This is a genomic window from Mycobacterium sp. SP-6446, assembly GCF_001954045.1.
Taxonomy (GTDB): domain Bacteria; phylum Actinomycetota; class Actinomycetes; order Mycobacteriales; family Mycobacteriaceae; genus Mycobacterium.
In genome coordinates, this window is record NZ_MBEM01000091.1 from 1 (window position 1) to 12,584 (window position 12,584).

Annotated in this window: 12 protein-coding genes and 2 pseudogenes; 8 read left to right on the plus strand and 6 right to left on the minus strand. The window is 66.4% G+C overall.

What is annotated here, in order from left to right; translation table 11 throughout:
- Window positions 1-131: pseudogene (locus tag A5736_RS26710) on the minus strand (hypothetical protein); the annotation flags it as partial.
- Between A5736_RS26710 and A5736_RS07235 the strand changes: the two are divergent.
- From A5736_RS07235 to nuoN, 8 genes and pseudogenes are all read left to right on the plus strand, one after another.
- Window positions 127-306 (plus strand): annotated as a pseudogene (locus A5736_RS07235) (hypothetical protein); the annotation flags it as partial. The pseudogenes A5736_RS26710 and A5736_RS07235 sit on opposite strands and share 5 nt — an antisense overlap.
- Window positions 303-1,544: an NADH-quinone oxidoreductase subunit NuoH gene (nuoH, locus tag A5736_RS07240; RefSeq protein WP_076245353.1), complete on the plus strand. Its 1,242-nt coding sequence runs from the start codon at window positions 303-305 to the stop codon at window positions 1,542-1,544. The pseudogene A5736_RS07235 and the gene nuoH, both read left to right, overlap by 4 nt.
- Entirely contained in the window at window positions 1,426-2,097 is a 672-nt protein-coding gene (nuoI, locus tag A5736_RS07245) for an NADH-quinone oxidoreductase subunit NuoI (RefSeq protein ID WP_371328367.1), read from the plus strand. Before nuoH ends, nuoI begins: the two co-directional genes overlap by 119 nt.
- Before the next feature lie 44 nt (window positions 2,098-2,141).
- The gene (locus tag A5736_RS07250; protein ID WP_139333186.1) at window positions 2,142-2,930 is read left to right on the plus strand and encodes an NADH-quinone oxidoreductase subunit J; all 789 of its coding nucleotides are present in this window, start codon (window positions 2,142-2,144) and stop codon (window positions 2,928-2,930) included.
- On the plus strand, window positions 2,927-3,226 hold the full coding sequence (gene nuoK / locus A5736_RS07255; RefSeq protein WP_076245354.1) for an NADH-quinone oxidoreductase subunit NuoK: 300 nt from the start codon (window positions 2,927-2,929) through the stop codon (window positions 3,224-3,226). Before A5736_RS07250 ends, nuoK begins: the two co-directional genes overlap by 4 nt.
- Before the next feature lie 10 nt (window positions 3,227-3,236).
- A complete protein-coding gene (gene nuoL / locus A5736_RS07260; RefSeq protein WP_076245356.1) occupies window positions 3,237-5,138 on the plus strand; it encodes an NADH-quinone oxidoreductase subunit L in 1,902 nt (633 codons plus the stop codon).
- Window positions 5,135-6,721 (plus strand): NADH-quinone oxidoreductase subunit M, encoded by a 1,587-nt coding sequence (locus tag A5736_RS07265; RefSeq protein WP_076245399.1) that lies wholly within the window; start codon window positions 5,135-5,137, stop codon window positions 6,719-6,721. The genes nuoL and A5736_RS07265 overlap by 4 nt, the downstream gene beginning before the upstream one ends.
- Window positions 6,718-8,337, plus strand: a complete 1,620-nt coding sequence (gene nuoN / locus A5736_RS07270) for an NADH-quinone oxidoreductase subunit NuoN (RefSeq protein ID WP_076245357.1) — start codon at window positions 6,718-6,720, stop codon at window positions 8,335-8,337. The genes A5736_RS07265 and nuoN overlap by 4 nt, the downstream gene beginning before the upstream one ends.
- Here the strand turns inward: nuoN and A5736_RS07275 are convergent.
- The 5 genes from A5736_RS07275 to A5736_RS07295 are packed head-to-tail and all read right to left on the minus strand — an operon-like array spanning window position 8,334 to window position 12,532.
- A complete protein-coding gene (locus A5736_RS07275; RefSeq protein ID WP_076245359.1) occupies window positions 8,334-8,738 on the minus strand; it encodes a hypothetical protein in 405 nt (134 codons plus the stop codon). The genes nuoN and A5736_RS07275 overlap by 4 nt on opposite strands.
- Window positions 8,739-8,791: 53 nt before the next feature.
- Entirely contained in the window at window positions 8,792-10,054 is a 1,263-nt protein-coding gene (locus A5736_RS07280; RefSeq protein WP_076245360.1) for a DUF58 domain-containing protein, read from the minus strand.
- A gap of 46 nt (window positions 10,055-10,100) precedes the next feature.
- A complete protein-coding gene (locus A5736_RS07285) occupies window positions 10,101-11,072 on the minus strand; it encodes a MoxR family ATPase (protein WP_076245362.1) in 972 nt (323 codons plus the stop codon).
- 30 nt (window positions 11,073-11,102) lie between these two features.
- On the minus strand, window positions 11,103-11,585 hold the full coding sequence (locus A5736_RS07290; RefSeq protein ID WP_076245364.1) for a hypothetical protein: 483 nt from the start codon (window positions 11,583-11,585) through the stop codon (window positions 11,103-11,105).
- Entirely contained in the window at window positions 11,582-12,532 is a 951-nt protein-coding gene (locus A5736_RS07295) for a DUF4129 domain-containing protein (protein WP_254848310.1), read from the minus strand. The genes A5736_RS07290 and A5736_RS07295 overlap by 4 nt, the downstream gene beginning before the upstream one ends.
- Window positions 12,533-12,584: the final 52 nt, after the last annotated feature.

Genomic DNA, 12,584 nt, shown 5'->3' on the forward strand with positions numbered 1-12,584 from the left:
CCGTCAGCGGCGCCGATCTCGGCCGCGGTATCGGCCGAAAGCCGCACGACGGGTGCGCGCGCCGTCCCCGCCAGATGTGGCTCCCCGTCCTGCAGCCGGCCGCTGTCCAGCAGCATCCGCCAGCCCGTCAGCACGCCGCGCGGGTCAATCACGCTGCCGCTCAACGTCACCGACATGCCCGACCGGGTGGTGTGGCTGCCGCTGAACTCTCCGGGCTCGGCCGTGCACCAGCAGTTGGGGGTAACCCTGGGCGCCGTTGTAAAAATCGGCGCGAAAATCGGCGTGAAAATCGGAGTGGGCGCATGACCGGCTTCGGGCACGACCCATGGTGGCTCGTGCTCGGCAAGGCGCTGGCCATCTTCGTCTTCCTGATGTTGAACGTGCTCGTCGCGATCCTGCTCGAACGCAAGATTCTCGGCTGGATGCAGCTGCGGCCCGGCCCCAACCGGGCGGGGCCGTGGGGCACCCTGCAGAGCCTGGCCGACGGAATCAAGCTGGCACTCAAGGAAAGCATCACCCCCGGCGGCATCGACAAGTTCGTCTACTTTGCGGCGCCGGTCTTTTCGGTGATCCCCGCGTTCACGGCCTTCGCGTTCATCCCGTTCGGGCCGGAGGTGTCGGTGTTCGGCCACCGCACGCCGTTGCAGCTCACCGACCTGCCCGTGGCGGTGCTGTTCATCCTGGGGCTCTCGGCGATCGGCGTGTACGGCATCGTGCTGGGCGGCTGGGCGTCGGGTTCCACCTACCCGCTGCTCGGCGGGGTACGGTCCACCGCCCAGGTCATCTCGTATGAGGTCGCGATGGGCCTGTCGTTCGCGGCAGTGTTCCTGTACGCCGGCTCGATGTCGACCTCGGAGATCGTGGCCGCCCAGGACCGGGTCTGGTACATCTTCCTGCTGCTGCCGTCGTTCGTGATCTACCTGATCTCCATGGTGGGCGAAACCAACCGCGCCCCATTCGATTTGCCCGAGGCCGAGGGTGAACTCGTCGCCGGATTTCACACCGAATACTCGTCGCTGAAGTTCGCGATGTTCATGCTGGCCGAGTACGTCAACATGATGACGGTTTCGTCGCTCGCCACAGTCATGTTCCTCGGTGGCTGGCACGCTCCCTGGCCGTTCAACATGTGGCCTGGCGCGAACACCGGTTGGTGGCCCGTGCTGTGGTACGTCGCCAAGTTGTGGACCTTCATGTTCATCTACATGTGGCTGCGGGCCTCGCTGCCCCGGCTGCGCTACGACCAGTTCATGGGGCTGGGCTGGAAGTTGCTCATCCCCGTCTCGCTGGTGTGGGTGATGATCGCCGCGGTGATCCGGTCGGCGAGCAACCAGGGCTTCCAGCACTGGACGCCGGTGTTGGTGGTCAGCAGCATTGTCGTCGCCGCGTTGTTGGTGCTGTCGCTGCAAAGGCCATTCAGCGCCCGGAGTGCGCGCGTGCTGGACCGTCAGCAGCGCAAGCAGCGCCGCGAAAGTTCGGAAAGCGTCGGCACCGCACCGGCTTTCCCGACGCCGCCGCTGCCGAGCAAGGAGAAAGTACGTGGCTAAATTCTTGGATGCCGTCGCCGGCTTCGGCGTGACGTTTGGCTCGATGTTCAAAAAGAGGGTCACCGAGGAGTACCCGGAGAAGCCGGGCCCGGTGGCTCCGCGCTACCACGGCCGTCATCAACTCAACCGGTATCCGGACGGGCTGGAGAAGTGCATCGGCTGCGAGTTGTGCGCCTGGGCGTGCCCGGCCGACGCCATCTACGTCGAGGGCGCGGACAACACCGACGAGGCCCGATTCTCGCCGGGGGAACGCTACGGCCGGGTGTATCAGATCAACTATCTGCGCTGCATCGGCTGCGGCCTGTGCATCGAGGCCTGCCCGACCCGGGCACTGACCATGACCAACGACTACGAGATGGCCGACGACAACCGCGCCGACCTGATCTACGAGAAGGACCGGCTCCTCGCGCCGCTGCTGCCCGAGATGACCGCGCCGCCGCACCCCAGAGCCGACGGTGCTACCGACAAGGATTACTACCAGGGCAATGTGGGCCCGAATGGCTTGCGCCAGAACCACAACGGCCACAACGACAACGGCGGAGATAGCCGGTGAACGCGGTGCTGGCCACGAATCTGGCTTCTAACCTGGCTTCAAATCTGGCGCAGAATTTGGCGCAAGACACCATCACCCGCACCTCCACGGGTGAAGCGGTGACGTTCTGGGTGTTGGGTGCGCTGGCGGTGCTCGGCGCGCTGGGAGTAGTGCTGTCGGTCAACGCCGTGTACTCGGCGATGTTCCTAGCGATGACGATGATCATCCTTGCGGTGTTCTACATGGTCCAGGACGCGCTGTTCTTGGGTGTCGTTCAAGTCGTGGTCTACACCGGCGCGGTGATGATGCTGTTCCTGTTCGTGCTGATGCTGATCGGCGTCGACTCCGCGGAATCGCTGAAGGAGACGCTGCGCGGGCAGCGCGTCGCGGCGGTGATAACGGGTGTCGGGTTCGGCGTCTTGCTGATCGCCGCCATCGGCAACGTCGCCGTCGGCGGATTCACCGGGCTGACCACCGCCAACGCCAACGGAAACGTCGAAGGGCTGGCGGCGCTGATCTTTTCGCGATACCTATGGGCCTTCGAGTTGACCAGCGCGTTGCTGATCACCGCCGCGGTCGGGGCGATGGTGCTGGCCCACCGCGAGCGTTTCGAGCGACGCAAGACGCAACGGGAGCTGTCACAGGAACGCTTCCGCGGCGGCGGGCACCCCACCCCGATGCCCAACCCGGGCGTGTACGCACGTCACAACGCGGTCGACGTGGCCGCGATGCTGCCGGACGGCTCGTACTCGCCACTGTCGGTGTCGCGCATGCTGCGCCGCCGCGGCGCGGACGGCACGGAGCTCGCCGAGGCCGAGGACGCCCCCTCTCCCGCGGCAGGCGGTAAGTCATGAATCCGGCCAACTACCTTTATCTTTCGGCGTTGCTGTTCACCATCGGGGCATCCGGCGTGCTGATGCGGCGCAACGCCATCGTGATGTTCATGTGCGTCGAGTTGATGCTCAACGCCGTCAACCTCGCGTTCGTCACCTTCGCGCGGATGCACGGCCACCTGGACGGCCAGATGATCGCGTTCTTCACGATGGTGGTGGCCGCCTGCGAAGTCGTCATCGGCCTGGCCATCATCATGACGATTTTCCGTGCCCGCAAATCAGCGTCGGTCGACGACGCGAACCTACTCAAAGGCTAAGAACGCCACCGTGATTAATTCTTTGGGGACACACTTCACCTGGCTGATCGTGGCGCTGCCACTGGCCGGCGCCGCGATCTTGCTGTTCGGCGGCAGGCGCACCGACGCGTGGGGCCACCTGCTGGGCTGCGTCGCCGCGCTCGCGGCGTTCGGGGTGGGCCTGACGCTGCTCGCCGACATGGTCGGCCGAAGCGAGGCCGACCGCGTCATCCATCAGAAGGTGTTCAGCTGGATTCCGGTCGGGCAGCTCCAGGTTGACTTCGGGCTGCAGATCGATCAGCTGTCCATGTGTTTCGTGCTGCTGATCTCCGGCGTCGGGTCGCTGATCCACATCTATTCGGTCGGCTACATGGCCGAGGACCCGGATCGCCGCCGGTTCTTCGGCTACCTCAACCTGTTCCTGGCATCGATGCTGCTCCTGGTGGTCGCGGACAACTACGTTCTGCTCTACGTCGGATGGGAAGGCGTCGGCCTGGCGTCCTACCTGTTGATCGGGTTCTGGTATCACAAGCCGTCGGCGGCCACGGCGGCCAAGAAGGCGTTCGTCATGAACCGGGTCGGTGATGCCGGTCTGGCCTTGGGAATGTTCTTGATGTTCAGCACTTTCGGCACGCTGTCGTACGCCGGAGTATTCGCCGGCGCACCGGGGGCCGGCCGAGGCGCGCTGACGGCGATGGGCCTGCTGCTGCTTCTCGGCGCGTGCGCCAAGTCCGCGCAGGTGCCGCTGCAGGCCTGGCTGGGGGACGCGATGGAGGGCCCCACACCCGTGTCCGCGCTGATCCACGCGGCCACCATGGTGACCGCCGGGGTGTACCTCATCGTGCGGTCCAATCCGCTGTACAACCTGGCGCCCGACGCGCAGCTGGCGGTCGTCATCGTCGGCGCGGTGACCCTGTTGTTCGGCGCGATCATCGGCTGCGCCAAGGACGACATCAAACGCGCGCTGGCCGCATCGACGATCAGCCAGATCGGGTACATGGTCCTGGCCGCCGGCTTGGGCCCGGCCGGATACGCCTTCGCGATCATGCATTTGCTCACCCATGGTTTCTTCAAGGCCGGGTTGTTCCTCGGCTCCGGCGCGGTGATCCACGCGATGCACGAAGAGCAGGACATGCGCCGCTACGGCGGCCTGCGCGCCGCGCTGCCGGTCACGTTCGCCACGTTCGGGCTGGGATATCTGGCCATCATCGGGGTTCCGCCGTTCGCGGGCTTCTTCTCCAAGGACGCGATCATCGAGGCGGCCCTGGGCGCCGGGGGCGCCCAGGGTTACCTGCTGGGCGGGGCCGCGCTGCTTGGCGCCGGCATCACCGCGTTCTACATGACGCGGGTCATGCTGATGACCTTCTTCGGTGAAAAGCGTTGGGCGCCAGGCGCGCATCCGCACGAGGCGCCGGCCGTGATGACGTGGCCAATGATTCTGCTCGCGGTCGGGTCGGTGTTCTCGGGCGGGCTGTTCGCCATCGGCGGCACCCTGCAGCACTGGCTGCAGCCGGTGGTCGGGGCGCACGAGGAAGTGACCCACGCCATCCCGGTCTGGGTCAGCACCGCTTTGGCGTTGGGTGTGGTCGCCGTCGGTATCGCGGTGGCCTACCGGATGTACGCCCGGGCACCCATCCCGCGCGTGGCGCCCGTCCGGGTCTCGGCCCTCACCGCCGCCGCGCGCGCCGATCTCTATGGCGATGCCTTCAACGAGGAGGTGTTCATGCGCCCTGGCGCGCAACTGACTTCGGCGCTGGTCGAGGTCGACAACGCGGGCGTGGACGGCTCGGTCAACGCGCTGGCGGCCCTCATCAGCGCGACCTCAAATCGCCTGCGGGGACTGCAAACCGGCTTCGCCCGCAACTACGCGTTGTCGATGCTGACGGGCGCCGTGCTGGTGGCGGCGCTGATCCTGGCGGTGCGGCTGTGGTGAGCGGGCCTTTCTTACCCAACGTGCCGTGGCTGAGCGTGCTGTGGCTGGTGCCGCTGGCGGGTGCGGTGCTGATCATCCTGATGCCTCCCGGATTGCGGCGGCTCGCCAAGTGGACCGGCCTGGTCGTCAGCGTCGCGACGCTGGCGGTGTCGGTCATCATCGCGATGGGTTTCAAGGCGGGTGGCGCGCCTTACCAGTTCGTTGAAAGCCACCGCTGGATACCGGCCTTCGGCGCCGGGTACAGCCTCGGCGTGGATGGCATCGCGGTGGTACTGGTGCTGCTGACCACGGTGCTCATTCCCCTGCTGCTGGTGGCCGGCTGGAACGATGGCGGCGAGCGCACCCGCGGCGTGCATGCCTATGTCGCCCTGACGCTCGCCATTGAGTCGATGGTGTTGATCTCGGTCATCGCGCTGGATGTCTTGCTGTTCTACGTGTTCTTCGAGGCCATGCTCATCCCGATGTACTTCCTGATCGGTGGCTTCGGTCAGGGCCCCGGACGGTCCCGCGCCGCGGTGAAGTTCTTGCTGTACAACCTGTTCGGCGGCCTGATCATGCTCGCGGCCGTCATCGGGCTGTATGTGGTGACCGCGCAGCACGGTTCGGGCTCGTTCGACTTCCGTGACATCGTGGCCGGCTTCGTGTCCGGCCGTTACACCGCGGACCCGGCGGTGATCAAGGCGCTGTTCCTGGGCTTCATGTTCGCGTTCGCGATCAAGGCCCCGCTGTGGCCGTTCCACCGCTGGCTTCCCGACGCCGCGGTCGAGGCCACACCGGCGACCGCGGTGCTGATGATGGCGGTGATGGACAAAGTCGGCACTTTCGGCATGCTGCGCTACTGCCTGCAGCTGTTCCCCAGCGCCTCAACGTACTTCCGCCCGCTGATCATCGTGCTGGCCGTCATCGGAGTGGTCTACGGCGCGGTTGTGGCGATCGGTCAGGCCGACATCATGCGCCTGATCGCCTACACTTCGATCTCGCACTTCGGCTTCATCATCCTGGGCATCTTCGTGATGACCAGCCAGGGCCAGAGCGGCTCGACGCTGTACATGCTCAACCACGGATTGTCCACCGCGGCGGTGTTCTTGATCGCGGGCTTCCTGATATCGCGGCACGGCAGCCGGGCCATCGCCGACTACGGCGGCGTGCAGAAGGTGGCCCCGATCCTGGCCGGCACGTTCCTGGTGTCGGCCATGGCCACCCTGTCGCTGCCCGGGCTGGCCCCGTTCATCAGCGAATTCCTGGTCCTGCTGGGAACTTTCAACCGGTACTGGCTGGCGGCGGCGTTCGGGGTCACCGCGCTGGTCCTCTCGGCCATCTACATGCTCTGGCTTTATCAGCGCATGATGACCGGACCGGTGGCGCGCGACAACGAACGGATCCGCGATCTGGCGCCACGCGAAATGATCGTCGTGGCACCGTTGATCGCGCTGCTGATCGTTCTCGGCGTCTACCCCAAGCCGGTCCTGGACGTCATCAATCCCGCGGTCGAGAACACCATGACCACCATCGGACAGCACGATCCCGCACCGACGGTGCCACCCGGTGCCGGACCCCGGACAGCCGAAGGACCGCACCGATGACCCTCCCCACTCCCAGTGTCGAGTACTTTCTGCTGTGCCCGATGTTCATCGTTTTCGGCGTCGCGGTGGCCGGTGTGCTGGCGGAGGCGTTCTTGCCCAGGCGGATTCGCTACGGCGCCCAGGTGACGCTGGCCCTGGGCGGGTTGGTCGCGGCCTTCGTCGCGGTCATCGTCGTCGGCCGCGCCGTCGCGCCATCCGGCCACGCCGCCGTGCTGGGAGCGATGGCCATCGATCGACCCACCCTGTACCTGCAGGGCACCATCGCGCTGGTTGCGGTGATGGCGGTGATCTTCATCGCCGAACGCAGCGCCGTCACGTCGAAAAACGTTGCGTCGGAAAGCAAGGTGGCCGTCGCGGGGGGCTTGAATTCGGGGGGCCTGGATTCCTTTGCCCCGCAGGCGTCCGCGGTGCCCGGAAGCGAAACCGAGCGCGAGGCCGAGCGGGCCGGCGCCACCCAGACGGAACTCTTCCCGCTGCTGATGCTCTCCGTCGGCGGCATGATGGTCTTCCCCGCCTCCAACGACCTACTGACAATGTTCGTCGCGCTCGAGGTGCTGTCGCTGCCGCTGTACCTGATGTGCGGGCTGGCCCGTCATCGCCGGCTACTGTCCCAGGAAGCCTCGATGAAGTACTTCCTGCTGGGCGCCTTCTCCTCGGCATTCTTCCTCTACGGCGTGGCGCTGCTCTACGGCGCGACGGGCACGCTCACGCTGCCCGGCATCCGCGAAGCTCTTGCGGCGCATGGCGATAGCTCGATGGCGTTGGTCGGCGTCGCCCTGCTCTCGGTCGGGTTGCTGTTCAAGGTCGGCGCGGTCCCGTTCCACTCCTGGATTCCCGACGTCTACCAGGGCGCGCCCACCCCGATCACCGGCTTCATGGCCGCGGCGACCAAGGTCGCGGCGTTCGGCGCGCTGCTCCGGGTGGTCTACGTCGCGTTGCCCCCGCTGCACGATCAGTGGCGGCCGGTGCTGTGGGCGATCTCGATCCTGACCATGGCGGTCGGCACGATCACCGCGGTGAACCAGACGGACGTCAAGCGGATGCTCGCCTATTCGTCGGTCGCGCACGTCGGGTTCATCCTCACCGGCGTCATCGCCGACAACCACGCGGGTCTCTCCGCCACGTTGTTCTACCTCGTCGCCTACAGCTTCAGCACCGTCGGTGCGTTCGCCATCGTCGGCCTGATCCGCAGCGCGGACGGTGTCGAGGATGCCGACCTCTCGCACTGGGCCGGGCTCGGACAGCGCTCACCCATTGTGGGAGTGATGCTTTCGATGTTTCTGTTGGCCTTTGCGGGCATTCCGCTGACCAGTGGATTCGTCAGCAAGCTCGCGGTGTTCAAGGCCGCCGCCCAGGGCGGCGCGATACCCCTGGTGGTCATCGGTGTGATCGCGAGCGGGATCGCCGCCTACTTCTATGTGCGGGTGATCGTGTCAATGTTCTTCACCGAACCGACCGACGACACGCCGCGAGTGGTAACCCCGGGCATCCTGAGCAAGGCCGCGATCGCGGTATGTGCGGCGGTAACAGTGGTCTTGGGGATCTTCCCGCAGCCGTTGCTCGATCTGGCCGATCACGCGGCGCAGCTGCTGCACTTCGCCGCGGGCGCCGGTTAGTCTCGAGTTATACCCAGAAACGGCCGGGTGGCCAACACGTAGATCGCCAGTACCCCCAACGGCGCCGCCAGCGGTAACCACGGCAGCTGCAGCGGGAACGACGTCGCGACGATCCCGGCGAGGGTAAACCCCGCGGCGGCAACAATTGTCGACCAGCTGCCCAACACGACACGGGTGGACGTGCCGCCCGCGTAGCGGCACACCAGATAGGCCGCCGCGCACAAGCCCGACAGCGCGGTCAGCAGCTGCGGCGGGTCGGATAGCACGATCGCCGCCACCGCCAGCAGGACCGCGACCGTGGCCGCGGGTCGAACGACTATTCCCACCCCCACGGCAACCAGCGCCAACACCCCGGCCACACCCGCCGGCCCATGGGATCCCACCGCGACCAGACCTACCATCAGCAGGCCGAAAACCGTTGAGGCGGTGATAGTTAAGGCTGGGCGTGTCACCGCTACACCCGCAGCCGTCCCCGAACCCGGCGGCGCCGGTCCGGCAGTACACCCATCGATTGATCCAAGCTGCGATCCCCTCGCCAGGAGACAATGTCGACGCCGAGGGTGGCCATGTCGCGATACATGGCGGAGCGCTGGAGCGCCCACATCCGATCCACCAGGGCATCCTGCTCGTCTTGAAACGGGGAGCTATCGAGGATGTCGACGGCGACCACGACATGGCCCCGTCTCCGCAGGTCGATCAGCGCCAGGGCGAATTCGGTGTCCAGCAGCGTGGAGAATGCGATGACGATCGCTCCCGCGGGAACGGCGGCGCGCGGCGCCAGTGTGCCAGTGGTGTTTTCGAATCGCTCACCCGCGCCCAGCACGGTATCGAGCACCCGATAGAACTGGCGCTGGCCGATGTCGGCGCCAAGCCAGCGCGGGCGGTTGCCGCCCAGCGCGACGATTCCCGCGCGATCGCCATGTCGCAACGCCGTCTGCACCACCTGCGCCGCCCCCCGAACCGTCCGCTCGGTGGCTTCGGTTGCCGGGCCCGCCGGCTGGCGGTAGGTGTCGATGAGCACCACCACGTCGGCGGCGCGGTCGGTCAAACGCTCGGTCACATGCAGCTGCCCGCGGCGCGCGCTCACCGGCCAGTTCACCGCCCTCAGCTGATCGCCCGGCACGTAGGCACGAATGTCGGCGTATTCGACGCCCGGTCCGATATGCCGGGTGAGGTGGGCGCCCAGGCGGTCGAGCAACTCGGTCTGCGGGATCGGCGTCGACTGCGGTGGCGTCAGCGGAAACACCAAGACGTCGGCGGCGTCGACGGTGGCCGATCCCGCGAGCAGCCCGCCGCGCGCGATCACGTCGACGCGGGCCCGAACGGGGTAGCGCCCCCAGCGTTGCGCGGTAGCCGTAACCGTTTTCGCGTCGCGGGAATCCATGTCCAGAACTTCGAGCTGCATGCCTTCGACGCCGACCACCGTGAGCTCGACCGCAGACGCACCGTCACCTCCCTGTGTTACCCAAACGGTGACTCGAGCCTGCTCGTTCTCGAAACATCGCTGCACGTCGGGCTCGCCGTGCACGTGGAGCGTCGGGACCGGGCGCTGCCAGCTGATCGAGCACAGCACGCCCAGCAACGGCGCCGCGAACGCAATCAGCTGCCAATGCGCCCCGATCACGGCGGCCGCCAGCGCAACCAAGGCGCACGTCGCGATCGCCCGCGTCAATTGCGATGGACGCCAGCGAAACTGGACTTCACGGCCTTCGGTCACTTCGGCTTATCCAGTCTCTAATCCAGTCGGGCTTATCCGGTCGTGCTCATCCGGTGCCCCCTCGCGCCCGGGGCACCGGCAATCGCCGCAGCAGTTCTTCGATGATGTCGACGCCCTGCACCTTCCTCACCCACATCTCCGGCCGCAGCGTGATGCGGTGCGCGACCGCGGCGGTGGCCAGCGCCTTGACGTCCTCGGGGATCACATAGTCCCGGCCGAGCAACAGCGCACGGGCGCGCGCGAGTTGAACCAGGTCGAGTTCCGCGCGGGGGCTGGCGCCGACGGCGACCTGCGGGTGGTGCCGGGTGGCGTTGGCCAGGGAGACCACGTAATGCAAGACGTCCTCGTGCACCGTCACCTGCTCGACCGATTCGCGCATCGCCAGCAGATCGGGCGCGTCCACAACTTGACTGACGATCGGCTCGGCCGAACCGCGCTCCAGCCGTCGGCGCAGCATCGAGGTTTCGTCACGCTCGGAGAGGTATCGCAGTTCCAGCCGGATCGCGAACCGATCAAGCTGCGCCTCAGGTAACGGATAGGTGCCTTCGTACTCGATCGGATTGTCGGTTGCCAGGACGATGAATGGCGTTGGCAGCTTATGAGTTTCGCCGTCGATGCTTACCTGGCCTTCGGCCATCGCCTCCAGCAGGGCCGCCTGGGTCTTCGGCGGCGTGCGGTTGATCTCGTCGGCGAGCAACAGATTGGTGAAGATGGGCCCGGCGCGGAACGCGAAGCGCCCCGACTGCATGTCGTAGATCGTCGAGCCCAGCAGGTCGGCGGGCAGCAGATCCGGCGTGAACTGCACCCGGGTGAATCGCAGCCCCAGCGCCGCGGCAAAGGACCTGGCGATCAGCGTCTTGCCGAGGCCCGGCAGGTCTTCGATGAGCACGTGGCCGCGCGCGAGCACCGCGGTGAGGATCAGCGTGAGAGCGGCGCGCTTTCCCACCACCACGCGTTCGATTTCATCGAGCACCGCCTCGCAATTCGCGGTGGTCGTCGCGGCCGGCATGGTCGTCATATCAGTGTCATATCGGCTGTCATATCCGGGTCATACCTCTTCCAGTTTCCGGAGAATCTCTTCGAACGCCGCGCGGCCGGGACCGGGCCGGTGGTCACCGCCGCGCACGACATTGTTGGGATTCACCCATTCCCACAATTCGTCACCGAACAGCATTTGGCCCGTCGAGTGAAAACCCACCGGATCTTTGGCTTGCCTTTGGCCCGTTGCCATTTCATACCGCCGCGCAAGCATCGGGCGCAGATGCCTGTCCCAGTCGGATCGGGTGGACTCCGACCAGCGGATCGTTGTCTCGGTGGTGACAAGCCACCGGCGCAACGAATCCCCCAGATCGTCGGCATCCGCCTCGGCCGTGGATCGCGTCCCATGCGCCAGAACACGACGGACGCTGAGCAGGATCAACGCCAGGGCGACACCGGAGGCCACCAGCACGAAGCGGCGATCGTGCACGATCAGCGCCAGCAGCTCAACGCCGACGATCAGGCAAACACCCAGGGAAATAAGCCTTTTCATACCGGGCTCCGCAACTCGGCAAGGACCAGCCGCAGCACCTGTACCGCTATGTCACGATGTCCCTCGTTCATCACGTGCGGACTGAATCGTGCTTCTTCGAACAGGTTCACCAGCTGCACCGCGTTATCCGCGTGCAGCGCATGGTGTTCGACGGCTCGGCCCAGTACCTCGGTCGGGGTGTCGAAATCCTGAGGGGCGGCCCCGGGAACATTCGCGAGCTCGCTTTCCATCGCGGCGTAGCACGCGATGATGGCCTCGCGCGGTTCGCGATTGAGGTCACCAATCTCGGCGAGCCCGAGTTCGGCCGCTCGCACAAGCGATTCCGAAGGTTTCGGTGCCGACGCCGGCTCCACGTAGTCGTCGGTGTGGTCATCGGAGACCGTGCCCGGTTTGGACGCCCTCCACCGCCGCCGGGACATGATGGCCGAGCCCGCGACGACGATCAACAGCATCGGGACGGTGGTGGCCAGGAGGATTCCGTACATGTCCCCGTTGTCGTGTTGCGGGCGCTGCGGCGGGGGCGGCTGCGGATTGACTTGCGCCGTCGGGGGTGCGCTGGGTGCCGGGGTCTGTGGGGGCGGAGCCACGCCGTGCGGAAGCGCTCGGGACACCAGCGTCGCGATAAGCAACCATGCCACGATCACGGCGAGTCCGATCAGCACCACGCGCCAGTTCGGCCGGCCCCTGCCGGTGCCGAGCATTTCGGACAGGTCCCGGTTGTAGGGCGCAATCGCGCGTGGATCCCGCAATCGCGCGATGACCGCGAACGCGACCAGCGCGAGCGTCACGCTCAGAGCCGCAACGACGAAAACGAACGCCACCCGGTTGGGGCCCGATTCGGTGTGCGCCGCGCCTTCGCGTGCCGGGAGATATCCGCGCAGGGCTGCGGCGACAACGATCAGCAGCACGATCAGCGCAACAACGCGCCCCGTCGGCTTGTCGGGCATTGGCACACGCTTTCCTCATACCTGCAAGTCGATGCTTGCACGTCAGGCCCGC

Coding starts and splice junctions, on each gene's coding strand:
- nuoH (WP_076245353.1), top strand. CDS start 303: ATGACCGGCTTCGGGCACGACCCATGGTGGCTCGTGCTCGGCAAGGCG.
- nuoK (WP_076245354.1), top strand. CDS start 2,927: ATGAATCCGGCCAACTACCTTTATCTTTCGGCGTTGCTGTTCACCATC.
- nuoN (WP_076245357.1), top strand. CDS start 6,718: ATGACCCTCCCCACTCCCAGTGTCGAGTACTTTCTGCTGTGCCCGATG.
- A5736_RS07275 (WP_076245359.1), bottom strand. CDS start 8,738: ATGGTAGGTCTGGTCGCGGTGGGATCCCATGGGCCGGCGGGTGTGGCC.
- A5736_RS07285 (WP_076245362.1), bottom strand. CDS start 11,072: ATGACGACCATGCCGGCCGCGACGACCACCGCGAATTGCGAGGCGGTG.
- A5736_RS07290 (WP_076245364.1), bottom strand. CDS start 11,585: ATGAAAAGGCTTATTTCCCTGGGTGTTTGCCTGATCGTCGGCGTTGAG.
- A5736_RS07295 (WP_254848310.1), bottom strand. CDS start 12,532: ATGCCCGACAAGCCGACGGGGCGCGTTGTTGCGCTGATCGTGCTGCTG.